The organism is Streptomyces sp. NPDC002467 (assembly GCF_042889825.1).
Taxonomy (GTDB): domain Bacteria; phylum Actinomycetota; class Actinomycetes; order Streptomycetales; family Streptomycetaceae; genus Streptomyces.
Map to the genome: position 1 here is coordinate 137,952 of NZ_JBIARJ010000003.1, position 23,529 is coordinate 161,480.

Annotated in this window: 19 protein-coding genes; 14 read left to right on the forward strand and 5 right to left on the reverse strand. The window is 72.4% G+C overall.

The genetic code is table 11. From position 1 onward, the window contains the following. Window positions 1-49 precede the first annotated feature (49 nt). Both ACFYYJ_RS07035 and ACFYYJ_RS07040 read left to right on the forward strand, forming a co-directional pair. On the forward strand, window positions 50-559 hold the full coding sequence (locus tag ACFYYJ_RS07035; RefSeq protein ID WP_385131932.1) for a hypothetical protein: 510 nt from the start codon (window positions 50-52) through the stop codon (window positions 557-559). Between the two features lie 51 nt (window positions 560-610). Continuing rightward, window positions 611-1,255, forward strand: a complete 645-nt coding sequence (locus tag ACFYYJ_RS07040) for a CatB-related O-acetyltransferase (protein ID WP_385363460.1) — start codon at window positions 611-613, stop codon at window positions 1,253-1,255. Window positions 1,256-1,292: 37 nt separating this feature from the next. On the opposite strand, the gene ACFYYJ_RS07045 is transcribed toward ACFYYJ_RS07040, so the two are convergent. Further along, window positions 1,293-2,723 carry an amidohydrolase family protein gene (locus tag ACFYYJ_RS07045; protein ID WP_385363458.1) on the reverse strand — a complete coding sequence of 477 codons (1,431 nt, stop codon included), beginning with the start codon at window positions 2,721-2,723 and terminating at the stop codon, window positions 1,293-1,295. A 275-nt stretch (window positions 2,724-2,998) separates the two neighbouring features. Between ACFYYJ_RS07045 and ACFYYJ_RS07050 the strand changes: the two genes are divergently transcribed. Together ACFYYJ_RS07050 and ACFYYJ_RS07055 are read left to right on the forward strand one after the other, a co-directional pair. Next, window positions 2,999-3,796 carry a thymidylate synthase gene (locus tag ACFYYJ_RS07050; RefSeq protein WP_389129373.1) on the forward strand — a complete coding sequence of 266 codons (798 nt, stop codon included), beginning with the start codon at window positions 2,999-3,001 and terminating at the stop codon, window positions 3,794-3,796. Next, window positions 3,793-4,278, forward strand: coding sequence for a dihydrofolate reductase (locus ACFYYJ_RS07055; RefSeq protein WP_389129375.1), 486 nt, complete (start codon window positions 3,793-3,795; stop codon window positions 4,276-4,278). The genes ACFYYJ_RS07050 and ACFYYJ_RS07055 overlap by 4 nt, the downstream gene beginning before the upstream one ends. 48 nt (window positions 4,279-4,326) lie before the next feature. On the opposite strand, the gene ACFYYJ_RS07060 is transcribed toward ACFYYJ_RS07055, so the two are convergent. After that, window positions 4,327-5,496, reverse strand: a complete 1,170-nt coding sequence (locus ACFYYJ_RS07060; RefSeq protein WP_389129378.1) for a GlxA family transcriptional regulator — start codon at window positions 5,494-5,496, stop codon at window positions 4,327-4,329. Between the two features lie 110 nt (window positions 5,497-5,606). Between ACFYYJ_RS07060 and ACFYYJ_RS07065 the strand changes: the two genes are divergently transcribed. From ACFYYJ_RS07065 to ACFYYJ_RS07090, 6 genes are all read left to right on the forward strand, one after another. Further along, entirely contained in the window at window positions 5,607-6,410 is an 804-nt protein-coding gene (locus ACFYYJ_RS07065; RefSeq protein WP_385131917.1) for a dienelactone hydrolase family protein, read from the forward strand. A gap of 163 nt (window positions 6,411-6,573) precedes the next feature. After that, on the forward strand, window positions 6,574-10,248 hold the full coding sequence (locus ACFYYJ_RS07070; protein ID WP_389129382.1) for a nitrate reductase subunit alpha: 3,675 nt from the start codon (window positions 6,574-6,576) through the stop codon (window positions 10,246-10,248). Continuing rightward, on the forward strand, window positions 10,248-11,882 hold the full coding sequence (gene narH / locus ACFYYJ_RS07075) for a nitrate reductase subunit beta (RefSeq protein WP_385363452.1): 1,635 nt from the start codon (window positions 10,248-10,250) through the stop codon (window positions 11,880-11,882). Before ACFYYJ_RS07070 ends, narH begins: the two co-directional genes overlap by 1 nt. Continuing rightward, window positions 11,879-12,508, forward strand: a complete 630-nt coding sequence (gene narJ, locus ACFYYJ_RS07080; RefSeq protein ID WP_389129386.1) for a nitrate reductase molybdenum cofactor assembly chaperone — start codon at window positions 11,879-11,881, stop codon at window positions 12,506-12,508. The genes narH and narJ overlap by 4 nt, the downstream gene beginning before the upstream one ends. After that, window positions 12,505-13,209: a respiratory nitrate reductase subunit gamma gene (narI, locus tag ACFYYJ_RS07085; protein ID WP_389129388.1), complete on the forward strand. Its 705-nt coding sequence runs from the start codon at window positions 12,505-12,507 to the stop codon at window positions 13,207-13,209. The genes narJ and narI overlap by 4 nt, the downstream gene beginning before the upstream one ends. Window positions 13,210-13,254: 45 nt before the next feature. Beyond that, window positions 13,255-14,154 (forward strand): NAD-dependent protein deacetylase, encoded by a 900-nt coding sequence (locus tag ACFYYJ_RS07090; RefSeq protein WP_389129391.1) that lies wholly within the window; start codon window positions 13,255-13,257, stop codon window positions 14,152-14,154. A 9-nt stretch (window positions 14,155-14,163) separates the two neighbouring features. Here ACFYYJ_RS07090 and ACFYYJ_RS07095 read toward each other — a convergent pair whose 3' ends face one another. Then, the gene (locus tag ACFYYJ_RS07095) at window positions 14,164-14,745 is read right to left on the reverse strand and encodes a TetR family transcriptional regulator (RefSeq protein ID WP_389129394.1); all 582 of its coding nucleotides are present in this window, start codon (window positions 14,743-14,745) and stop codon (window positions 14,164-14,166) included. 107 nt (window positions 14,746-14,852) lie between these two features. Between ACFYYJ_RS07095 and ACFYYJ_RS07100 the strand changes: the two genes are divergently transcribed. The 3 genes from ACFYYJ_RS07100 (at window position 14,853) to ACFYYJ_RS07110 (ending at window position 17,732) form a co-directional block, all read left to right on the forward strand. Beyond that, window positions 14,853-15,836, forward strand: coding sequence for an aldo/keto reductase (locus tag ACFYYJ_RS07100; protein ID WP_385363447.1), 984 nt, complete (start codon window positions 14,853-14,855; stop codon window positions 15,834-15,836). A gap of 112 nt (window positions 15,837-15,948) precedes the next feature. Further along, on the forward strand, window positions 15,949-17,004 hold the full coding sequence (locus ACFYYJ_RS07105) for a PP2C family protein-serine/threonine phosphatase (RefSeq protein ID WP_385131894.1): 1,056 nt from the start codon (window positions 15,949-15,951) through the stop codon (window positions 17,002-17,004). Window positions 17,005-17,087: 83 nt separating this feature from the next. Then, on the forward strand, window positions 17,088-17,732 hold the full coding sequence (locus ACFYYJ_RS07110) for a dihydrofolate reductase family protein (protein WP_389129397.1): 645 nt from the start codon (window positions 17,088-17,090) through the stop codon (window positions 17,730-17,732). An 84-nt stretch (window positions 17,733-17,816) separates the two neighbouring features. Here ACFYYJ_RS07110 and ACFYYJ_RS07115 read toward each other — a convergent pair whose 3' ends face one another. After that, window positions 17,817-18,287, reverse strand: coding sequence for an RICIN domain-containing protein (locus tag ACFYYJ_RS07115; RefSeq protein ID WP_389129400.1), 471 nt, complete (start codon window positions 18,285-18,287; stop codon window positions 17,817-17,819). A 14-nt stretch (window positions 18,288-18,301) separates the two neighbouring features. Here ACFYYJ_RS07115 and ACFYYJ_RS07120 point away from each other — a divergent pair, with 14 nt between their 5' ends. After that, window positions 18,302-21,502, forward strand: a complete 3,201-nt coding sequence (locus ACFYYJ_RS07120; RefSeq protein ID WP_389129403.1) for a WD40 repeat domain-containing protein — start codon at window positions 18,302-18,304, stop codon at window positions 21,500-21,502. Window positions 21,503-21,597: 95 nt separating this feature from the next. Here the strand turns inward: ACFYYJ_RS07120 and ACFYYJ_RS07125 are convergent, their stop codons facing one another. After that, the gene (locus ACFYYJ_RS07125; protein WP_389129406.1) at window positions 21,598-23,430 is read right to left on the reverse strand and encodes a methyltransferase; all 1,833 of its coding nucleotides are present in this window, start codon (window positions 23,428-23,430) and stop codon (window positions 21,598-21,600) included. Window positions 23,431-23,529: the final 99 nt, after the last annotated feature.

The following is a 23,529-nucleotide window of genomic DNA, read 5'->3' on the forward strand; positions in this document are numbered from 1 at the left end:
CCATCTTCCTGCTCCACCCCTCACGGTCACCAGCAGGAGGAAACCCCCGATGAAGATCCGCACGGTCCTCAGCGCACTGGTCCTCTTATCCGGTGTGCTCTTCACCCCCGGCATCGGCATCCTCGGCGGGGCCACGGACGCCCACGCCGCCACCAAGATCAGCCACGCGACGGCGACTTCGATGTTCCGGAACTCCGGCATCACCTGGTCCTCGTCGGGTGGCTGTTCCGACCGCAACAACGCGAGCTGCACCTCCTTCGAGCAGCTCAACCTCGCCACGGCGCAAGGCGCGCAGACCCTCAAGAGCGCCAGCGGCTGCGCACTGAACATCACCGGGGGCACCGAGACCGGGCACGCGAGCGGCACGTACTCGCACTGGAACGGCTACAAGCTCGACCTCGCCAAGTACGCCTGCGTCGGCTCCTACATCAAGAACACGTTCGCCTACATCGGGCTGCGCGGCGACGGAGCTCCCCAGTGGAAGTCCGGCGCCGGCAACGTCTACGCCGACGAGGGCAGCCACTGGGACGTGACCTTCTACAACTGCGGCGGCTGCTGACCGAGCACAATGGTGGAGTTCGCCACCGATGCCGTACCGAAAGCGACTGCCATGAACCGCCTTCCCGCGGATCCGACGGTGCTTCACCCGATTCCCGACCAGCCGCGCGTGGTCCTGCTCAAGCCGCTGGTGACTTCACCGTTGATCAAGATCGGGGAGTACTCCTACTACGACGACCCCGACGACCCGACCGCGTTCGAGACCCGCAACGTCCTCCACCACTACGGACCCGAACAACTGGTCATCGGGAAGTTCTGCGCGCTGGGCACCGGAGTGCGGTTCATCATGAACGGCGCCAACCACCGCATGGACGGCCCCTCCACCTTCCCCTTCCCCATCATGGGCGGCTCCTGGGCCGAGCACTTCGACTTGCTCGGTGACCTGCCCAACAGGGGTGACACCGTCATCGGCAACGACGTCTGGTTCGGCCACCACACCATGGTCATGCCCGGAGTCCGCATCGGGCACGGCGCGATCATCGCCTCCGGCGCCGTAGTCGTGGACGACGTCCCCGACTACGGCATCGTCGGCGGCAACCCGGCCGGACTCATCCGCACCCGCTACGGCGACGACGAGATCGCCCGTCTGCTCGCCCTCGCCTGGTGGGACTGGCCCGTGGAGCACATCACCGAGCACGTCCGGGTCATCATGTCCGGCACGATCGACGACCTCGAAGCGATCGCACCACGGACCTGAGCCGACCCCTCGCGGACCCGATGAGGCCCCGGGCCGTCTAGCCGGCCGCGCGGAGGCGGGTGGCGGCCGCCTCCGCCTCCCGTACGACGCGGTCCGGGTCGACGTCGACCAGGCGGCCGCCGAGCTTCAGCGCCCGCCCGTCCACGAACACGGCGTCGATGTTCTCGGGCCGCCCGTTGAAGACGATCTGGCCGACCCAGTCGAAGCGCGGCGCGAAGTTCAACGCCGCCGGGTTGACGACCACCACGTCGGCCCGCTTCCCGGGGGTCAGGGAGCCCACCCGGTCGGCGAGGCCGAGGACCTCGGCGCCCCCCAGCGTGGCCATCCGCAACACGTCGTCGACCTGCGGGAAGACATCGACCTCGGTCGCACGGGCCCGTTGCAGGCCGATCGCCGTCTTCATCAGCGCGTGGAAGTCGGAGCTGTCGTTCGTGCCTCCGTCGAGGCCGAGCCCGACCTTCACGCCCCGCCGCCCGAGCTCGCCCAGCCGCATGATGCCGGAGGCCAGCCGCATGTTGCTGAGCGGGCAGTGGGCCGCGCGTACGTCGTGTTCGGCGATGGCGGCGATCTCGGCGTCCGTCAGGTGGATCGCGTGGTTGATCATGAGCCGGGGCCCCATCGCCCCGATGTCGGTCAGGACCCCGATGGGGTCGTCGGCGCGCTGCTCGGGGCGTTCCAGGACATGGGAGTTGAGCATCACCCCGAGCTCCTGGGCGACCTCCCAGTGGGCGCGGTTGTCGTCCTGTGCCGCCCGCGCCGCATGGGTCGCCACCTGGAAGGAACCGAGCGGCACAGGATCGACGAGTTCCTTCTTCACCCTCCCGACCAGCACCCCGTCGGGCGCCGGCGGGTACATCGCGTACGTGAACCGCAGCCCGGTGTCGGCCAGGGCCCGTACGTAGCTCTCGATGAGGTCGTACGAGAAGATGTCCACCCAGTCCACCAGCGTCGTAACCCCCGACTGGACGGCGTCGAGGGCGGCGAGCCGTACGAAGCTGTGCAGGGCCGCGGGTGTCAGCCGGCCCCGCTGGGGGTCGGTACATCGCTGGAACCAGCCGAACAGGTCCTTGTCGGTGCACCCGCCCCGGATCACGGCCTGCCAGAGGTGGTTGTGGGTGTCGACGAACCCTGGCATGACGAGCTTGCCCGAGGCGTCGAGCACCCAGGCGCCGGGCGGTGTGCCCAGTGCCGTGCCGACGGCGGCGATGGCGCCGTTCCGCATCAGGACGTCGGCGTTCGCGAGGGCACCGAGGGGGCCGGTGCCGATGGCGGGGTCCATGGTGAGCACCAGGGAGGCCCCGCGGAGCAGGACCGTCCCGCCGCCCGGAGCGGGCCGGGGCAAGGGCCGGTCGCGGAGGGCGGCGCCCGGGGTGACACCGAGGACGAGTGGGGCGGCGGCGGCCAGGCCGAGACCCGCGAGGAGATCGCGGCGGCGGGGTGCCGACGGCGGAGTGGGGAGTTCCTGCATGGCGTGTTACCTCCCGAAGGCTGAGAACGGAAGGCCCGCCCGGGCGGAACGCTGAGACGGAGCGTCGAGCGGGGGCGGGAGATTACACGCAGCATGCCCAGCGAACGACCATTCGATAGATGTTCACGGAAAACTCTTTCCATTCCCGCGCCGCGGCCGTCATCGCATGGCAGGTGGAGCGCCGTCTCCGGGGCGTCTCCTTCGCATCTTCGTCGCCCCTCCGCCCCGCGCTCCCGCGTCAAAGCGCTCCGCGGGTGGCAGTAGACTCGCTGGTCATGGCGGATACGCAGTACGAAGACCTGTTGAGAATGGTGCTCACCTCCGGGACGGCGAAGGCCGACCGGACCGGCACCGGTACCCGGAGCGTTTTCGGACACCAGCTCCGCTACGACCTGTCCCAGGGCTTCCCGTTGGTCACCACGAAGAAGGTGCACCTCAAGTCCGTCGTGTACGAACTGCTGTGGTTCCTGCGCGGTGACTCCAACGTCGGCTGGCTCCAGGAGCACGGCGTCAGCATCTGGGACGAATGGGCCGACGAGAAGGGCGACCTCGGTCCGGTCTACGGCGTGCAGTGGCGCTCCTGGCCCACCCCCGACGGCAGCCACGTCGACCAGATCGGCCAGATCCTGGACACCCTGCGCCGCGACCCCGACTCCCGCCGGATGATCGTCTCCGCCTGGAACGTCGCCGAGCTGGACCGGATGGCACTCGCCCCCTGCCACGCCCTGTTCCAGTTCTACGTCGCCGACGGCAAGCTCTCCTGCCAGCTCTACCAGCGCAGCGCCGACCTGTTCCTCGGCGTCCCCTTCAACATCGCCAGCTACGCCCTGCTCACCCACATGGTGGCGCAGCAGGCCGGGCTCGAACCGGGCGACTTCATCTGGACCGGCGGCGACTGCCACATCTACGACAACCACGTCGCGCAGGTGACGGAGCAGCTCTCGCGCGAGCCGTACGCCTTCCCCGAGCTGAAGCTGCACAAGGCCGACTCGCTGTTCGAGTACGCCTACGAGGACGTCGAGGTACTGGACTACCGGCACCACCCCGCGATCAAGGCCCCGGTGGCCGTGTGAACACCGGACTGATCTGGGCGCAGACCCTCGACGGCGTGATCGGCGCGGACAACACGATCCCGTGGCGGCTGCCCGAGGACATGGCGCACTTCAAGGCGACCACCCTCGGCCATCCCGTGGTCATGGGGCGCAAGACCTGGGACTCGCTCCCCCCGCGCTTCCGTCCGCTGCCCGGCAGGCGCAACATCGTGGTGACCCGCGATCCGCAGTGGGCGGCCGAAGGCGCCGACCGTGCCGGCTCCATCGCCGAGGCCCTCGACATCGCCGGCGCGGCGACGGCCTGGGTGATGGGGGGCGGCGAGATCTACCGTGCCGCCCTGCCGTACGCCACGGAGCTTTCGGTGACGGAGGTCGACACCGCGGTCGACGGCGACACCTACGCCCCGGAACTGGACGCGGCCTGGAAGACCGCCGAGGACACGGGCTGGCAGTCCTCGACCGCCGGCCCGCGCTACCGCATCCGCCGGTACGTCCGGCCCTGACCGCGATCGGCGTCGTGGCGACGCCGGCGGGCACACCGCCGCCGTTCCTCAGGCCCGTACGCCCGTGAGCCCCGGAGCGGGCCGGTCCGCGCGGCGGAAGGCGGCCCGATGGGCGCTCGGACGGAGGCCCGTGTGGCGGGCGAAGAGGGCGGCGAACGTCCCCGGGTCGCGGTAGCCGACGGCCGCGGCGACCGCGGCGACGGTGCGGTCGGTGGTCTCCAGGAGGTGGCGGGCCCGGCGGACCCGGGCGGCCTGCAGATGCGCCAGCGGGCTGCTCCCGGTCTCCTCCGCGAAGCGGCGCAGCAGCGTGCGGGTGCTGACCCGGAACGCCTCCGCGAGCGCGGCGAGGTCGTAGGGCTCGGCGAGGTTCTGATCGAGCCGCCGCATGACCCGCTGGGAGAACTCCCGGCCGGGCTGCGGGAGCAGGCGCGGATCGACGTACGGGGTCTGTGAGGCCCGCGCGTCGTCGACCAGTGCGACCCGGGCGGTGGTCCGGGCCACCCGCGCCCCGTCGTGCCGGCGGATCAGGTCCAGCGCGAAGTCGTACATGGCGCTGAAGGCGGCCGTGGTCGTCACCCCCGAGTCGGTGACGACCAGGTGCTCGGGCCGTACGTCGGCCCCCGGGCAACGCCTGGCCAGTTCATCGGCGTACAGCCAGGAGGTGGTCGCCCGGCGCCCGTCGAGGAGCCCCGCCTCGGCGAGCAGGAACGCGCCGACGCAGAGGGAGACGACGGCGGTTCCGGCGGCGGCCTGCGCCCGGACCGCCGCGATCTCGGGGGAGAGGCGGGAGAGGCGGGCGCCGAGGTCCCCGCCGGGGTCCGGTTCGAAGCCGGGCACCACGAGGACGTCGACCTCGCGCAAGGGACGCACGTCCAGCGCCGCCCCGCCGGAGGCGGTGACCCGGCGGCGGGGCGAGAGCACCGACACCCGGTAGCCGGGCGCGTCCGGGCCGGCCACGTGCCCGGCCATCGTCAACAGGTCGGGGACGCCGAACACTTCGGAAGCGAAGCAGCCCGGATACGCCAGGACCCCGACCCGCAGCGCCTCCGGCCCGCCCGGCCCGCAGCCGCCCGGTCCGCCGGGCCCGTAGCCGCCGCCCGGCCTGCCGCCAGGTCCGCCGGGCCCGGCGCCCGGCCCGTGGCCCGGCCACCTGCCGTCCGGTCCGTCCTCGCCCGGCCACCCGGCGTCCTCCCCCTGCCGAGCCGCTTCCTCCGCCATCGCCCCAGCCCCCCGGTGTCGCCCGCCGTCCTCGCGCGTGGCGAGATTACCCCCGTCTCCGGCGATCCCGCCCCTCACCCGCCGCCCGGTCCCGGGGCCAGGCTGACCCCATGAGCGACGACGATCCGATCACCGACTTGTGCCCCCGCAGCGTGACCGTGGAGGGGGTGGAGAAAACGGTGTACGTGGCCGGCGACGGGCCGGCGGTCGTGGTGCTGCCCGAGATGCCGGGCATCAGCCCCGACGTGCTGAGGCTCGCACGCTGGGTGCGCGACGCGGGCTTCACCGTCCACGTGCCTTCCCTGTTCGGCACCGACGGCGCCTTCCCCACGGTCGACGGCGGCCGGGAGGTCGTCCGCAGGGCCTGTGTCAGCGCGGAGTTCCGCGCCTTCGCCGGTGGCGGAACCAGCCCGGTGACGCTCTGGCTGCGAGGCCTGGCGCGCCTGGCCCACACCGAGTGCGGGGGGCCGGGAGTGGGCGCGATCGGCCTGTGCTTCACCGGGAACTTCGCCCTCACCATGGCCCTGGAGCCCGCGGTGATCGCGCCGGTGGTCAACCACCCGTCGCTGCCGCTCGACGACCCGGGCGGTCTCGAACTCGACGAGGCGGACGCCCGCGCGGTGCGCGACCGGCTGCACCGCGACGGGCTCACCGTCCTCGCCCACCGCTTCGAGGGCGACCGCTGGTGCACGGGGCAGCGTTTCGCCGCCTACCGCGCCCTGCTCGGCGACGCCTTCGACGGGAGGGTCCTGCCCGACGGCGCCGCCAACCCGGCCCCGCCGCCCTTCTTCGCCGACGTCGTCGGCACCCCGCACAGCGTCGTCACCGCACATCTCGTCGACGAGGCGGGCCACCCCACGATTCGGGCCCGCGACGAGATCCTCGCCTTCCTCGCAGCCCGCCTGCACGGCTGAGCCCGCCTCAAGAGCAGGCCAAGTTACGTTCTGGATACATTCAACCCCGGAGCGTGATGGAAGCTGCGCGGGCCCCGCGCGGCAGCCTGGGCCCCGACCCACCCACGGGTCGGCCGGCCCCCTCCCGGGCGCCGGCTGGGCAGCCTCCGGAAGGGGCCACCAGGTGAAGCGCGGCAAGGCCAGGGCAACCGCGGAACACGCGGCCGACGCGATCACGGACCGGCTGCTGCAAGCCGGGCGCCTGCTCGGCAAGGCACCCCGGACGGCGGACGACCGGGCCGTGTTCCGCACCGACCAGGGCGTCAACGACACCCCGTACCGGGAACGCTGGGCGCACGACAAGGTGGTGCGCTCCACCCACGGGGTCAACTGCACCGGCTCATGCTCCTGGCAGGTGTACGTGAAGGACGGCCTGATCACCTGGGAGACACAGGCCACCGACTACCCCTCCACCGGCCCCGACCGCCCCGAGTACGAGCCCCGGGGCTGTCCGCGCGGGGCCTCCTTCTCCTGGTACACCTACTCGCCCACCCGCGTCCGCCACCCGCACGCCCGCGGAGTGCTCGTGGAGATGTACCGCGAGGCGAAGCAGCGCCTGGGCGGGGACCCGGTCGCCGCCTGGGCGGAGATCACCACCGACCCCGACAAGCGGCGCAGCTACCAGAAGGCCCGAGGCAAGGGCGGCCTGGTCCGCATCGGCTGGCAGGAGGCCCTGGAGATCGCGGCCGCCGCCCACGTGCACACCCTGCGGGAGCACGGCCCCGACCGCATCGCCGGCTTTTCGCCCATCCCCGCCATGTCCATGGCCTCGCACGCGGTCGGCGCCCGCTTCCACGCCCTCCTCGGCGCGCCGATGATCACCTTCTACGACTGGTACGCCGACCTGCCCATCGCCTCCCCGCAGGTCTTCGGCGACCAGACCGACGTCCCCGAATCCGGCGACTGGTGGGACGCCGCCTACCTGATGCTGTGGGGCTCCAACGTCCCCGTCACCCGCACCCCCGACGCCCACTGGATGACGGAGGCCCGCTACCGCGGCCAGAAGGTCGTGGTCGTCTCCCCGGACTACGCGGACGCCACCAAGTTCGCCGACGAGTGGCTCCATCCGCATCCCGGCACCGACGGGGCCATGGCCATGGCCATGGGCCACGTCATCCTCAAGGAGTGCTTCGTCGACCGGCAGGTCCCGTACTTCACCGACTACGTACGGCGCTTCACCGACCTGCCGTTCCTCGTCGAGCTGGAGGAGCGCGAGCCCGGACGACACGTACCGGGCGGCTTCGTGACCGCCGCAGACCTGCGCCTGCCCCATGACGCGCAGGACGAGGCGACACGCCGCTGGATGCCCGTCCTGCTGGACGACCTCACCGGAGCGCCGGTGGTGCCGAACGGAACGCTCGGCGACCGCTGGTCCAAATCCGGCGAGGGCCGCTGGAACCTCGACCTCGGCGTCGTCGAGCCGCGCCTGAGCCTGTACGAAGGCGCGGGCGGCCGCAGCGCGCAGGTGGTGCTTCCGCGCTTCGACGAGACCGGGGCGACCCTCGTGCGCGGGGTCCCCACCCAGCGGATCGGCAACCGCCTGGTGACGACGGTGTTCGACCTGATGCTCGCCCAGTACGGGGTCTCCCGCCCCGGGCTGGACGGACAGTGGCCGACCTCCTACGAGGACGCCTCCGTCCCCTGCACCCCCGCCTGGCAGGAGGCCGTCACCTCGGTGTCGGCGAGCGCGGTGCTGCGCGCGGCCCGCGAATTCGCGCGGACCGCCGAGCAGACGCGGGGCCGCTGCATGATCGTCATGGGCGCCGGCACCAACCACTGGTTCCACTCCGACACCATCTACCGCTCCTTCCTCTCCCTCCTGCTGCTCACCGGCTGCCAGGGCGTCAACGGAGGCGGCTGGGCCCACTACGTCGGCCAGGAGAAGGTCCGCCCCTTCGCCGGCTGGCAGCAACTCGCCACCGCCTCCGACTGGGTACGCCCCTCCCGGCAGATGGCGGGCACCCCGTACTGGTACCTGCACACCGACCAGTGGCGCTACGAGGGCTTCGCCGCCGACACCCTCACCGCACCCACCGCCCGGGGCACCCTCTCCGGCGCCCACACGGCGGACCTGGTGGCCCGCTCGGCGCGCCGCGGCTGGATGCCGTCCGCCCCCACCTTCTCCGCCAACCCCCTGGACCTCGGCCGGCGCGTACGCGAATCGGGCGCGGAACCGGCGCAGTGGGTGGAGCAGCAGCTCGACGCCGGCCGGCTCGGCTTCGCCTGCGAGGACCCCGACGACCCCGCGAACTGGCCCCGCGTACTGACCGTGTGGCGGGCCAACCTCATCGGCTCCTCCGCCAAGGGCAACGAGTACTTCCTGCGCCACCTGCTCGGCGCCGACGACAACGCCTCCGCCCCCGAAGCCCCCGAGGAGCACCGACCCCGCGAGGTGACCTGGCGCGACGAGGCCCCCCGCGGCAAGCTCGACCTGCTGCTCGCACTCGACTTCCGCATGACCTCCACCACCCTGTTCGCCGACCTCGTCCTGCCGGCGGCGACCTGGTACGAGAAGCACGACCTGTCCAGCACGGACATGCACCCCTACGTCCACGCCTTCTCCCCGGCGATCGACCCGCCCTGGCAGGCCCGCACCGACTTCGAGATCTTCCAGGGCCTCGCCGCGAAGGTCTCCGAACTCGCGGCGGGCCGCCTGGAGGAGGCCTGGGACCTCGTCGCCACGCCCCTCCAACACGACACCCCCGGCGAGGCACCCCCCGAGGGACCCACCCGGCCCGAATACACCCTGGTCAAACGGGACTACACCGCGCTCGCCGACCAGCTCGCGGCCTTCGGGCCGATGGCCGACGAACACGGCATGCGGGTACGCGGCCTCACCGTGCACACCACCGAGGAATCGCACTGGCTCGCCGAACGCTGCGGCACCGCCCGCGAGGGAGCCGCCCGGGGACGTCCGCTCCTCGACTCCGACGTCAAGCTGTGCGAGGCGATCCTCGCCCTGTCCGGCACCACCAACGGCCGCGTCGCCGCGGAGGGGTTCCGTCTCCTCGGCCTGCGCTGCGGACCGGCCGCCGGACTGGAGGAACTCGCCACGTCGGTGGCCGAGCGGCGCATCGTCTTCTCCGACACCCAGGCCCGCCCCGTGCAGGTCGGCGCCAGCTTCGAATGGTCCGGCAAGGAGGGCCCGGAGCGCCGCTACGCGCCCTTCACCATCAACACCGAGCACCTCAAGCCCTGGCACACCCTCACCGGCCGCCAGCACTTCTACCTCGACCACGAGTGGATCGCCGAGTACGGAGAACAACTCCCCGTCTACCGGCCCCCGCTGGACCTCGCCGCCCTCGGCGACCGGCCCCGCCCCGAGGAGGGCGACGGCCGCCGGTCGGTGACCGTCCGCTACCTCACCCCGCACTCGAAGTGGTCCATCCACTCCGAGTACCAGGAGAACCTCCTGATGCAGACCCTCGCCCGCGGCGGCCCCGTCATCTGGCTCGGCACCGAGGACGCCGACGCCATCGGCGTCGCGGACAACGACTGGATCGAGGCGGTCAACGCCAACGGCGTCGTCGTCGCCCGCGCCGTCGTCTCCCACCGCATGCCGACCGGCACGGTGTTCATGTACCACGTCCAGGAACGCGTGGTGAACGTGCCCGTCTCCGAGACCACGGGCCGCCGGGGCGGCGTCCACAACTCCCTCACCCGCCTGCTGATCAAACCCACCCACCTGATCGGCGGCCACGCCCAGCTCTCATTCGCCCCCAACTACTACGGCCCCACCGGCAACCAGCGCGACGCACTCACCGTCATCCGCCGTCGCTCCCAGGAGGTCACCTACTGATGTCCCGCAGCGAAGCGACCATCGGACGCGTGATGGCACAGGTCGCGATGGTCATGAACCTCGACAAGTGCATCGGCTGCCACACCTGCTCGGTCACCTGCAAGCAGACCTGGACCAACCGCTCCGGCAGCGAGTACGCCTGGTTCAACAACGTCGAGACCCGCCCCGGGCAGGGATACCCCCGCTCCTACGAGGACCAGGAGAAGTGGCGGGGCGGCTGGCAGCTCAAGCGGGGCCGCCTCGTGCCCCGCAGCGGCGGCCGCGCCCGCCGCCTCGCCACCCTCTTCGCCAACCCGCGCCTGCCCTCCCTCGCCGACTACTACGAGCCGTGGACGTACGACTACGAGAACCTGATCAGCGCGCCCCTGGGCGACGACGTGCCCACCGCCGCGCCCCGCTCCCTCATCGACGGCCGCCCCACCCAGGTGACCTGGGGCCCCAACTGGGACGACGACCTCGGCGGCGGCCCCGAGCACCTGGCCGGCGACCCCGTCCTGAAGAAGATGAACGACCAGGTCCGCCTCCAGTACGAGGAGGCGTTCATGTTCCACCTGCCGAGGATCTGCGAACACTGCCTGAACCCGTCGTGCGTGGCCGTGTGCCCCTCGGGAGCCCTGTACAAGCGGATGGAGGACGGGATCGTCCTCGTCGACCAGGACCGCTGCCGCGGCTGGCGGATGTGCGTGACCGGATGCCCGTACAAGAAGGTGTACTTCAACCACCGCACCGGCAAGGCCGAGAAGTGCACCCTCTGCTATCCGCGCATCGAGGCGGGCCTGCCCACCGTCTGCTCGGAAACCTGCGTCGGACGCCTGCGCTACCTCGGCGTGGTCCTCTACGACGCCGACGCGGTCGGCGCCGCCGCCGCGACCCCGGACGAGAAGGACCTCTACGAAGCCCAACTCGGCTGCTTCCTCGACCCCCACGACCCCGCCGTGCAGGCGGCCGCCGAACGGGCCGGCATCCCGCACGACTGGATCACCGCCGCGCAGCGCTCCCCGGTGCGCGCCCTCATCAGCGAGTACAAGGTGGCGCTGCCGCTGCACCCGGAGTACCGCACGATGCCGATGGTCTGGTACATCCCCCCGCTGTCGCCCATCGTGGAGTCCCTCACCACCACCGGACACGACGGCGAGGACCCGGCGAAGCTCTTCGCCGCGATCGACTCCATGCGGATCCCCGTCGGCTACCTCGCCGAACTGTTCACGGCCGGCGATCCGGCACCCGTCGAAGCGTCGCTGTGCCGGCTCGCCGCGATGCGCGCGCACATGCGCCGCGTCAACCTCGGCGAGGAACAGGACCCGGCCATCGCCCGCTCGGTCGGCATGGACGCCGACGGCATCGAGGCCATGTACCGGCTGCTGGCCATCGCCAAGTACGAAGACCGTTACGTCATCCCCACCGGCTACACCGTCCGGGACCCCGACCGCGTCGACGGGGGAGGGGGCTGCAGCCTCGACGGCGACGGCGGTCCCGGCATGTACACGGCCGACACCTTCCACGCCCCGCTCGTCGAAGCCGGATCCGCCGGCGCGGCGGCGCCGCCCGGGCCGCTGCACGGCCGCGTCAACCTCCTCAACTGGAACGGCCAGGGCACCCCCGCCGGCCTCTTCCCCCGTCAGGAGGGGCCGTGAGCCGCACCACCGCCCTCCACCAGGCCGCCTCGCTCCTGCTGACCCACCCCGACGAGGACTGGCAACAGCGCCTGGACCTCGTCCGGGGCGCCCTCGACGGCCTGCCGGGGGAGGAGCCCGCGCTGCTGCGCCGCTTCTGCGAGGCCGTCGCCGGCGTACCCCAGTTGGAGATGTCCGCGCGCTACGTCGACACCTTCGACCGCAGCCGCCGCCGCACCCTGCACCTCACGTACTACACGGACGGCGACACCCGCCGCCGGGGCGAGGCCCTCGTACGGTGGCGCCGGCTCTACCGCGAGCACGGCTGGCGGGAACGCGCCGACGAGCTGCCCGACTTCCTGCCGCTGGCCCTGGAATTCGCGGCCCGTAGCCCCGGACCCGGGCGCGCGGCCCTCCAGGAGCACCGCGCCGCCCTCGAACTGCTGCGCATGGCCCTGATCGACCACCACAGTCCGTACGCCGACGTCCTCGAAGCCGTCTGCCTGACCCTGCCGGGGCCCTCCCCGGCCGACCGGGCGGCGGCGCTGCACCTGATGCGCAGCGGCCCGCCCACCGAGACCGTGGGCCTCCTGCCCTTCCCCACCGTGCGCCCACGGGCGGCCGAAGCCGAGGAGAGCCGACGATGAACCACCTGCACACCGCCCTGTGGGGCGTGCTGCCCTACCTCGTCGCCGTCGTACTCGTCGCGGGCACCGCCTGGCGCTACCACTACGACCGCTTCGGCTTCACCACCCGCTCCAGCCAGATGCACGAGCACCGGCTGCTGAGCATCGGCGGCCCGCTCTTCCACTACGGGCTGCTGTTCGTCGTCGCCGGACACGTCGTGGGGCTGATCGTCCCCGAGTCCCTCACCCAACGCGTGGGTATCAAGGAGCCGCTCTACCACGCCAACGCGCTGCTCGTCGGAGGAGCCGCCGGGCTGGCCACCCTGACCGGCCTGGCGCTGCTGGTCCACCGGCGGCTGACGGTACCCGCCGTGCGGGCCGGGACCAGCCGCAGCGACCGCGCCGTCTTCCCCCTGCTGACCGCCGTCGTGGTCGCCGGCCTGTCCGCCACCGCCACCACCCTCGTCCCGCACCCCTACGACTACCGCCTGGGCGTCTCCGTCTGGTTCCGCTCCGTACTCGCCCTCGACCCGGACGTCCCCGCCATGGCCGGGGCGCCCCTCGTCTACCAGGTGCACGCGCTGCTGGCCCTGACCCTGTTCGCCCTGTGGCCCTTCAGCCGCCTCGTCCACGCCTTCACCGCGCCCGTCGGCTACCTGACCCGCCCCTACGTCGTCTACCGCTCGCGGGGCACCACCACCCGTCCGCAGCGCATGGGCTAGGCAGGGCCTGGGCGTGCGCGGTGTGGGTTCCGTACCCTGGGCGGCATGCGCGTGCGTCCCACTCTGAGCTGGACCCCGCCGGAGGGCCTGCCGCCCGGCACCACGGACCTGGAGCCGGTGGTGGAGGCCCTCGACGGCGGCGGTGTGCTGGTGCTCAGCGGGGCCGGCATCTCCACCGAGTCGGGGATCCCCGACTATCGCGGGGAGGGCGGGAGCCTGAGCCGCCACACTCCGATGACGTACCAGGACTTCACCGGCAGCGCCCAGGCCCGGCGCCGCTACTGGGCGCGCAGCCACCTCGGCTGGCGCACCTTCGGCCGCGCCAGGCCCAATGCCGGACACCGGGCCGTGGCGGCGTTCGAACGGCACGGCCTGCTCGCGGGCGTGATCACCCAGAACGTCGACGGCCTGCACCAGGCCGCGGGCAGCGTGGGCGTGGTGGAACTCCACGGGGGCCTGGACCGGGTCGTCTGCCTGTCCTGCCGGGCATCCAGCCCGCGCCGCGACCTCGCCCGGCGGCTGGAAGAGGCCAACGCGGGCTTCGAACCGGTGGCCGCCGCCCTCAACCCGGACGGCGACGCCGACCTCACCGACGCACAGGTCGGGGACTTCCGCGTCGTGCCGTGCTCGCGGTGCGGCGGCATCCTCAAACCGGACGTGGTGTTCTTCGGCGAGAACGTTCCGCGGGCGCGCGTCGACCAGTGCCGCGAGCTGGTCGGAGCGGCGGCCTCGCTGCTGATCCTGGGCTCCTCGCTGACGGTGATGTCCGGCCTGCGGTTCGTCCGGCTGGCGGCGGACGCCGGGAAGCCGGTGCTGATCGTCAACCGCGACGCCACCCGGGGCGACCGGCACGCGCTCACCCGGGTGGAACTCCCTCTCGGCGATGCCCTCACCGCGGTGGCCGACCGGCTGGGCATCCCCGTCGACCCCCCGCCGACCGCCTGACCGGGCGGCCTATGCCCCCGCCGGGCGGATCAGGCGTCGTACGGACTCGACCACGGCCTCACGGTGCCCGGCCAGCCGCTCGGCGGGCCAGGCGGTCTCCGGGACGCCGGCGGCCGGGCCGCCCGGGGCTCCGGTCCAGGCCTGGGCCAGGCCCATGACCAGCGTGAGGAGGTCCGCCGGATCGAGCGCCGGGTCGATCAGCCCCGCCCCCTGCGCCCGCTCCACCGCGGCGATCTTCACCCGGTAGGACTCCGCCTCGGTGTCGGCGCTGCCGGGCCGCTCCAGCTGCTTCCACTGCACCAGCCGCATGAGGTCGGGCCGGGCCACGAGGTGGTCGAAGACGGCGCCCACGTACCGGGGCAGGTCCTCCGCGTCGAAGGGCACCGACTCCGAGCCGGTCTCCAGGGCGCGCTGGAGAACCGCGTCGAAGAGCTGCTCCTTGTTACCGTAATAGACGTAAATGAGCCGCTTGTTCGCCTGGGCGGTGGCCGCAATGCGGTCGACGCGCGCCCCGGCGATGCCGTACGCGGCGAACTCGGCGAACGCCGCGTCCAGCAGCCGTGCCTTCGTTGCGCTGGAATCCCGTGCCATGACCGAAGCCTAGCAAGTAACTATCTGGTTATTGACATCTCGGCGCCGGGTGCGCCAAACTAAAACTATCCAGTTAGTTACTTCCCCCGCTCCCTGAGGAGAACACCATGGAGATCCGCGCACTCGGCACGCAGGGCCTGAACGTCGGAGCCGAAGGCCTCGGCCTGATGGGCATGAGCGCCCACTACGGAGCCACCGACGAGACCGAGTCCCTCGCCACCATCGACCGCGCCCTCGAACTGGGCGTGACCCTGCTCGACACCGCCGAGGCCTACGGCCCCTTCGTCAACGAGCAGCTCCTCGGCAAGGCCCTCGCCGGACGCCGCGACGCGGCGGTCGTCGCCACCAAGACCGGGGTCGAGTTCACCGACGACGGCACCCTCCGCGGTTTCAACGGCACCCCGGAGTACATCCGCCGGGCCGCGGACCGCTCCCTGCGCCACCTCGGCACCGACCACATCGACCTGTACTACCTCCACCGGGTCGACCCGAACGTGCCCATCGAGGAGAGCGTCGGCGCCATGGCCGAGCTGGTCGCCGCGGGCAAGGTCGGCCACATCGGCATCAGCGAGGCCTCCGCGGCCACGATCGCCCGCGCGCACGCCGTGCACCCGCTGACCGCCGTACAGACCGAATACAGCCTCTTCGAGCGCGGCATCGAGCACGACGGCGTCCTGGACACGCTCCGCGAGCTCGGGATCGGCCTCGTGGCCTACTCGCCGCTCGGCCGCGGCTTCCTCTCCGGCGCCGTGACCAGCCCGGACGACTTCGCCGCCGACGACTTCCGGCGTACGGACCCCCGCTTCCAGGGCGAGAACTTCGACCGCAACCTGGCCGTCGTCGACCGCGTCCGCCGGCTCGCCGAGGAGAAGGGCGTCACCCCGTCGCAGCTCGCACTGGCCTGGACCCTGCGCATGGGCGCCGTCCCGATCCCCGGGACCAAGCGCCGCCGCTACCTGGAGGAGAACGTCGCCGCGACCGCCGTCACCCTCACCGACGCCGACCTCGCCTCCATCGACGCGGTCGCCCCGTACGGAGTGGTCGCGGGGGACCGCTACGCCCCCGAGCTCATGAAGTCGCTGAACGGCTGACCCCCGGCTCTGACGGGTCAGGGCGCTATGCCCCCTGTATATCGATATTCTGTGAAGTGTGATCGAGTCCGGACGGCCGCGGCTCCGCCGGCGCCCCGGCCCGGGAAGACTTGTGCGGCTGTCGCCGGTCATCCTGACCGTCGTCATCGCCGCCCTGGCTTACAACACTCCGCCGGACATGGCCTTCAGTCGCCTCCTGCCCGCGGCGCCGGCCCTCGCCGCCGCCATGTGGCCGGTGCTCCCCACCGTCCTGCTCGGCACGGTCTGCCTCTTCCTGATGATCGGGCTCAGCCTCGTCTTCCCGGACCTGGGGACCTGGTGGACGGCCGCCGGGATCATCGCGGTCACCGTGGCCGCAGCGTACGGAAGCCACCTACGCCTCCAACGCGAGCGCACCCTCTTCCAGGTCAGGCTCGTCGCCGACGCGGCGCAGCAGGTGGTGCTGAGCCCCATGCCGCGCCGCTTCGGCGGCATCGAGATCGAGGCGCTGTACCTGGCGGCCGCGGCGGAGGCCCGTATCGGCGGGGACTTCTACGAGGTCGTCGACACGCCGTACGGGGTCCGGCTGCTCATCGGCGACGTACGGGGCAAGGGCCTGCCCGCGGTGGGGGCGGCCGCGGCCATCGTCAACGCCTTCCGGGAGGCGGCCTACGACGAGCCGGACCTGGTCGACATCGCCCGCAGGCTGGACGTCAGCAGCACCCGCTACAACGCCGCCTTTCCCCCCGAGGGGCCAACCGAGCGGTTCGCCACCGCACTCCTGGTGGAGATCCCGCACGAGGGCGGACGGATCGGCATCCTCAACTGCGGACACCCTCCGCCACTGCTCCTGGGCGGAGGGAAACTCCGTGTCCTGGAGACCGCCACCCCCTCACCGCTGCTCAGTCTCGCGGAGCTGATCGGCGACCACTACAGCGTGGACACCTTCGAGGTCGCCCCCGGTGACCTGCTGCTCCTCTACACCGACGGGATCGCCGAGGCCCGCGCCCGCGACGGCGAGTTCTTCCCCCTGACGGACTGGATGAGCCGGCAGTCGCCCACACCGCCCCGGGAACTGCTCGCCGACCTCCACCGCGACCTCCTGCGCTACAGCAGAGGACGCCTCGACGACGACATCGCGGCCCTTGCCGTACGCCTGAACGGAACGGGAGACACGGAATCCCCGTGACCGATGTCCGGCGAACCGATGAGTTTCGGGACTCCCGCCGGTCCATCCCTCGACGGAGACAATCGACTCAGCGGGAGCAAACCATGGGCCTCATCCACATCGAGATGTTCGCGACCCTCGACCTCGTCGGGCAGGCGCCCGGCGGCCCGGACGAGGACCCGGAGGGCTTCCCGTTCGGAGGCTGGCAGGCACCCCTGCTGGAGGAAGTCACCGGGGCCCAGATCGGAGCCGCTTACGAGGGCACGGACGCCCTCCTGCTCGGCCGGCGCACCTACGACATCTTCGCCGCCTACTGGCCCCACCAGAAGGGCGGCGAGGACAACGAGATCGCCGAGCTGTTCAACAGCGTCCCGAAGTACGTGGCCTCCCGCGGCCGGCCCGACCTCTCCTGGGCCGGATCCGCTCAGCTCGGCCCGGACCTGGCCGGCGCGGTCCGTGAGATCCGCGACCGCCACGAGAACGTGAAGGTCGTCGGCAGCCTGGACCTCGTGCAGACCCTCCTGCGCGAGAAGCTCTTCGACCGGCTCGACCTCTGGGTGCACCCGATCGTGCTCGGCGTCGGGAAGAAGGTCTTCGACGAGGGCGCGGTGCCCACCAACCTCACGCTCCTCGCACCCCCGGCGACCAGCCCCAAGGGCACCGTCTACCTGCGCTACGGCCTCGCCGACGGCGTACCCGCCACCGGCGACATGAGCGCACCCGATCGCGGCCTCGGCGACAACGCCTGAAGCCGGCCCGGACCCGGTCGGTCCGGGAAAGGGAAGCGGGCCCGGGCCCGGCCCGGCACGAGACGTGCCGGGCCGGGCCCGTGTTCAGAAGTCCCAGCTCTGGCTGCGCGCGCCGTTGCAGCTCCAGCTCACCAGCAGCTGCCCGTTCTCGGCCCGGCCGGCCAGGATGTCCAGGCACTTCCCGTTGACCCGGTTGCGGATCTCGCCGCCGTTGCGGAACCACTTCTGGTGGGCGCCGCCGTTGCAGTCCCACATGGCCACCGAGCCCTGGTCGCCCAGGTGGGGACCGTAGATCTCCAGGCACTTCCCGTTCATGCCGGAACGGATCTGCTCACCGTCCCAGCGCCACTGCTGGTTGGTGTTGCCGGTGCAGTCCCACGTCACGGTGGAGGCGCCGTTCTCCTGATGGAACATGAAGATGTCGACGCACCTCCCGTTCAGGTTGGACTTCAACAGCGGCGCGGCGGCGAACGCGGGCGCGCCCGTCAGGGCGGCGCCGGCCATCAGCCCCGCGGTGGTCGCGGCCAGCAGCATCAGTCGTCGTACGGACCTCATGGGTTCTCCTTCGCATGACCTTGCGCGGTTGCGCAGCCCCATCTCTAGCCGCCGGTCGTTGTCCGGTGCCGGAAGGAGGGTTCCGGACATCAAGAGCTGGACAACCACCTCCCATCACCTGCGGAAAGGGCGGCGACCGGAACGAACGGGACGCCTTCGTCACCATGCTGATCGAGGCCACCACGGCGGCGACCAGCCGGACCCGCGTGGTGCTCGGCGTGCGCGCCGATTTCTACGGCCACTGCGTCCGGGACCCCCGGCTCGTCGAGGCGATGCGCGACGCGCAGTTCGCGGTCGGTCCCATGAGCAGCCAGGAGCTGCGCGAGGCCATCACCCGTCCGGCCGTGCTCGCCGACTGCACGGTGACCGGCCCGCTGCTCGCGGCCGTGGTCGCGGACGCGACCGGTCAGCCGGGCGCTTTGCCACTGGTCTCGCACGCGATGGACGAGACCTGGCGGCGCCGCAGCGGCAACCGCCTGACCCTGGACGGCTACCTCGCGGTCGGCGGCATCCAGCACGCGCTCGCACACACCGCCGAGGCCGCCTACCGGGCGCTGTCGCCGACCCGGCAGGACCTCGCGAGGTCGCTGTTCCTGAGGCTCACCGCGCTGGGCGACGGCACGGAGGACACCAAACGCCGGATCAGCAGGGACGAGCTGGACCCGAACCCCGACACGGCCCTCGTACTCGAATCCCTCGCGCGGCAGCGGCTGGTGACGCTGGACGAGGAGTGCGTCGAGATCACCCATGAGGCGATCATCCGGTGCTGGCCCAGGCTGCGCGGCTGGCTGACCGAGGACCGGGACCGGCTCCACCTGCACCGGCGGCTCACCGAGGCGACCACCGCCTGGGAAGCGCAGGACCGGGACCCGCACGCCCTGTACCGGGGTGCCCGCCTGACCGCGGCGCTGGACCTGGCCGCCGCGGAAGACAGCCGGTTGACCTCGAAGGAACGACGTTTCCTCGACGAGAGCAGGGAAGCGCAGGCCGGCGAGACGGCGGCCGTCAGGCGGCGGGCGGTGCGCCTGCGCCGGCTGGTCACCTTGTTGACGGTGCTGGTGGTCATCGCGGCGACCGCGGGCGGGCTGGCCGTCGACTCGCGCGACTCGGCCATCCGGCAGCGCAACGTGGCCATCGCGCGGAAGGCCGCCGCCGACGCGGCCGAGGTACGGCAGACGAATCCCTCGCTCGCCGCGCAGCTGAACCTGGCCGCGTACCGGCTGGCCCCCACCGGCGACGTCCGCGACCAGCTCATGAGCGCCTTCGCGACGCCGTACACGAGCCGGCTCACCGGCCACACCTCGGACGTGGTCGCGATCTCCTTCGCCCCGAAGAGCGCCGTCCTGGCCACCGCGAGCTGGGACCGTACGGTCCGCTTGTGGGACGCGGCCGACGCCCACCACCCGGTACAGCTGGCCGTCCTGAACGACCCGGGGCGGATGCGGGCGGTGGCGTTCGACGAGGGCGGCCGCCATCTGGCCACGGCGAGCGACCGATCGGTGCGGTTGTGGGACGCGGCGGACCGGCGCGCGCCCGTCGAGTCGGGCACCCTGCCGGACCGGTCGTCCGCGCCGACGTGGGTGGCGTACGGGCACGGCGGAACCATCGCCACCGGGCACGCCGACGGCGTGGTTCGGCTGTGGAACGTGAGCGATCCCCGCCACCCGGGGCTACTCGCCACCCTGCCGGGTCACACCGACGCGGTCACCTCGGTGACGTTCAGCGCGGACGGCCGCACGCTCGCGACCACTGGCGACACCACCGCCAGGCTGTGGGACGTCGACGACCCCGCGAACCCGCTCGTCCTCGACGTCCTGCGGGGCCACACCGACACGGTGACCTCGGCCGCGTTCAGCCCCGACGGCCGGACCGTGGCGACCGGGAGCTGGGACCACTCCGTACGGGTCTGGGACGTGGGCGGCGGCCCGCGGACACGGCCCCCGGTCGCCCTGCTCGGCCATCCGGCGATCGTCTGGTCGGTGGTGTTCAGCCCGGACGGCGAAACGCTCGTCTCGATCGGCGGCTCCACCTTGTTCTGGGACGTGACCGTCCCGGCGGAGCCGAAGCGGACCGGCACGGTTCAGGGCGGTGCCTACCAGGCCGCGTTCAGCTCGGACGGCCGCGTCCTGGCCGACTCCGACCGGCTGCTGGACCTGCGGGACCTGTCACTCGGGAACCACGACGACGTCGTCACCTCCGTGGCCTTCGGTCCGGGCGGCCGCCTGCTGGCCAGCGCGGGCTGGGACGGCACCGCACGGCTCTGGCAGGTCACCGGCGGCCGGGCCCTGAGGCCGCTGTCGGTCCTGCGCGGGCACACCAAGTTCGTCCGGTCGGTGGCGTTCGGCCCGGGCGGACGCACCCTCGTCACCGTCGGTGAGGACACCACCGTCCGTGTCTGGGACGTGACCGATCCACGGAAACCGCGGCAGACCTCTGTCATCCGCCCCGGCGGCGGCGAAGTCGGCGGGGCCGCGTTCGGCCCGGGCGGCCGCCTGCTGGCCGTCTGGGCCCAACGCACCGCCGGACTCTGGGACCTGACCGATCCCGCCGCTCCCCGGCCACTCGGTCGGATCGCCGAGGACGGGCCTGAGGTCACGATGGCCTCGTTCCGGCCGGACGGCCGCACGCTGGTGACGAGCACCGGCGAGTCCGGTTCGCTGCGGTTGTGGAACATCGACGACCCGCGCAGCCCCCGGGAACTGGCGTCCCCGTTCCGGTCCGAGCTCCTGACCGGCGGAGTGTTCAGCCCGGACAACCGGAAACTGGCCGCCTTCCACCGCGAGGACCGTACGGTCTGGCTGATCGACGTCGGAGACATCGGAGAGGTAGGGAACAAGGGCGCCACCGTCCGCCCGTCGAAGCCGACCCCGCTGCCGGCGTCCGGCTCCTGGATCTACACGCTGACCTTCGACGCGACCGGCCGCCGACTGGCAGCCGGCGCCGCCGACAGCAGGGCACTGCTCTGGGACGTGGCCGGTGCGACCGGCCCCACCGTCCTCACCGGCCACTCGAACCCGGTTCCGGCCGTGGCCTTCGGCCCGGACGGCGACACCCTGGCCACCGGCGGCAACGACTTCACGGTCCGACTGTGGGACACCGGCCGGGACACGGTCGCCGCCCGCGTCTGCGCCGTCGCGTACCCCCGGATCACCCGAGCCGAGTGGGCGGAGCACTTCCCGACGATCGCCTTCGACCCGCCCTGCCGCGGCACATGACGTCAGGGCCCGCGCCCCGCGCACGCCCGTCCACTCCCCACGGCGCCATGAGCCGGGGGGAGCGGACGGGCCGGGGGAGCGGACGGCCGATCCGTTCAGCCCCGGTGTGAAGGCTCCGACGCGCCGGCCACCGCGGCCGCCTTGCGGGCGTGCAGGACGCTCGCGCCCAGCGGCAGTGGGGAATGGCCGACCAGTCGGAGCCCCGCCCCGTCCAGCAGGGCCGCGTAGTGGTCGGCCCGGCGCTCGCGACCTCCGACGTTGCACATCATGTGGAGGTCCCAGGCCGTCGCCAGCGACGGCGAACCGTCCGACGGCAGCAACCGCTCCACGACGAGCAGGTCGGCGTGGGCCGGCATCGCCCGGGCACAGGCGCGCAGGATCTCCAGGCAGCGGTCGTCGTCCCAGTCGTGCAGCACCCGGGACAGTACGTACACGTCCCCGCCCGCGGGCACGTCGGCGAAGTCGCCCACCCGGTAGGTGCAGCGGGCACCGACGCCGGCCGTGTCGAGGTGCCGCCGGGCCGCCTCGACCACGTGCGGGCGTTCGAGCAGCACACCGTGCAGGGCCGGGCGCGCGGTCAGGATCCGGCCGAGCAGTTCCCCGGTGCCGCCCGCGACGTCGACGACCGTCCGCCGGTCGGGTGCGGAGGCGGCCGCGGCGATGACCGGGTGCGAGGGGAGCGGATCGAACATGCGCGCGCTCGCCGCCATGGACTGGTCGAAGCGCTCGGCGAGCGCGGGCCGGCGGGCGAAGTAGTCGAAGTGGTTCTCGCCGAAGAGCTGCTCGAAGCCGGTCCGCCCGGTGCGCACGGCACTCGCCAGCAGCGCGAACGATTGGTAGAACGCGCCGCCGTACATCAGCGCCAGCGACCGCATCGACCCGGGAGAGTCCGCACGCAGCAGCGCCCCGAGCCCCGTGAGGCGGAAGCCGTCCGGCTCCGCCGCGACCACGCCCAGCATGGCGAGGTAGCGCAGCAGGGTGGCGAGGTTCTCCGGGTCGGCGTCCACGGCCCTGGCCAGGACGTCCACGCCGACGGCCGCACGGGGGCCGCCGTCGTTCCGGGCGTCCATCGCCTCGGGCAGCCGCAACTGCGCGCACGTCGCGAGGGCCTGGGTCGTCCACGCGCCCGTCATCAGCCGCAGGAGCGTTTCCGCCGGTCGGCGGGCCTGGTAGTCGGCGAGGTGGGGGGTGAGCACGCTGCGGTGGTCACCGCTCGCGTAGAGCTCGACGCGCCGGTAGCCGGCCTTCGAGTCGGCGGGCGCGGTGAAGTAGAACACCGTGCCGTCCTCGTGCGGGTTGTAGCCGCCGCCGTCGGCGACCGCGCCGTGCTGCGCGAAGGTCTCGCACAGGCCGCGCAGCACCAGCGGGTCGGGCCGCTCGACCTCGAACGCGATGTGCGCCTCGTGGTCCCGGGCGCGCTCGTGCGCGGCGACGTCCCCGAGTTCCGATCCGGGCGGGAGGGTCAGCGTGAACACCTCGACCACCCGGCGCTCGCCGTCGGCGCAGTGCACCTCGGGCCGCAGAATCCTTACGTCCAGCGCCGCCGCATCGCGCCGATGCCGCAGGGCCAGCCGCTCCCGTACGACGACGCTCGGCTGCGCCACCGCGTCGGGGTCGAGTCCGCAGGCGGCGAACTGTCGCCGCAGGGACGTTCCGTCGGCGGGGAAGACGAGCAGCGCGGCGTGCGCGAAGCGGCAGCGGTCGGCCAGCGCCCGCAACTCCAGGCCGTCGAGCCCGGGCAGCAGGAGGCGGAGCAGGGTGGCGGTGTCCTGGTTCCGGACGAAGTCGACCGCGGCGCTCAGCCGGTCGGTGTCGTCGGGGGTGTGCGGGGTGGCGGGGATTCCCGAGGAGCCCCCCGCGGGTCCTGTGGGTGCTGCGGGTCCTGTCGGTGTCGAGGGTGCCGAGGGTGCTGCGGTCGGTGTCGTCATGGGGAGGACATCCTTGGTTCCGGTCCGTTTCGGTGCTCGGGGGTGGGGGCGGCCGGCATCCGGGCGGCACGAAGCGCCTGGGAAGCCGGGGAAGTGGTG

What these genes read in the sequence shown, in the direction of transcription:
- ACFYYJ_RS07035 (WP_385131932.1), top strand. Translation starts at nt 50, where the DNA reads ATGAAGATCCGCACGGTCCTCAGCGCACTGGTCCTCTTATCCGGTGTG.
- ACFYYJ_RS07040 (WP_385363460.1), top strand. Translation starts at nt 611, where the DNA reads ATGAACCGCCTTCCCGCGGATCCGACGGTGCTTCACCCGATTCCCGAC.
- ACFYYJ_RS07045 (WP_385363458.1), bottom strand. Translation starts at nt 2,723, where the DNA reads ATGCAGGAACTCCCCACTCCGCCGTCGGCACCCCGCCGCCGCGATCTC.
- ACFYYJ_RS07050 (WP_389129373.1), top strand. Translation starts at nt 2,999, where the DNA reads ATGGCGGATACGCAGTACGAAGACCTGTTGAGAATGGTGCTCACCTCC.
- ACFYYJ_RS07060 (WP_389129378.1), bottom strand. Translation starts at nt 5,496, where the DNA reads ATGGCGGAGGAAGCGGCTCGGCAGGGGGAGGACGCCGGGTGGCCGGGC.
- ACFYYJ_RS07065 (WP_385131917.1), top strand. Translation starts at nt 5,607, where the DNA reads ATGAGCGACGACGATCCGATCACCGACTTGTGCCCCCGCAGCGTGACC.
- narH (WP_385363452.1), top strand. Translation starts at nt 10,248, where the DNA reads ATGTCCCGCAGCGAAGCGACCATCGGACGCGTGATGGCACAGGTCGCG.
- narI (WP_389129388.1), top strand. Translation starts at nt 12,505, where the DNA reads ATGAACCACCTGCACACCGCCCTGTGGGGCGTGCTGCCCTACCTCGTC.
- ACFYYJ_RS07090 (WP_389129391.1), top strand. Translation starts at nt 13,255, where the DNA reads ATGCGCGTGCGTCCCACTCTGAGCTGGACCCCGCCGGAGGGCCTGCCG.
- ACFYYJ_RS07095 (WP_389129394.1), bottom strand. Translation starts at nt 14,745, where the DNA reads ATGGCACGGGATTCCAGCGCAACGAAGGCACGGCTGCTGGACGCGGCG.
- ACFYYJ_RS07100 (WP_385363447.1), top strand. Translation starts at nt 14,853, where the DNA reads ATGGAGATCCGCGCACTCGGCACGCAGGGCCTGAACGTCGGAGCCGAA.
- ACFYYJ_RS07110 (WP_389129397.1), top strand. Translation starts at nt 17,088, where the DNA reads ATGGGCCTCATCCACATCGAGATGTTCGCGACCCTCGACCTCGTCGGG.
- ACFYYJ_RS07115 (WP_389129400.1), bottom strand. Translation starts at nt 18,287, where the DNA reads ATGAGGTCCGTACGACGACTGATGCTGCTGGCCGCGACCACCGCGGGG.
- ACFYYJ_RS07120 (WP_389129403.1), top strand. Translation starts at nt 18,302, where the DNA reads ATGACCTTGCGCGGTTGCGCAGCCCCATCTCTAGCCGCCGGTCGTTGT.
- ACFYYJ_RS07125 (WP_389129406.1), bottom strand. Translation starts at nt 23,430, where the DNA reads ATGACGACACCGACCGCAGCACCCTCGGCACCCTCGACACCGACAGGA.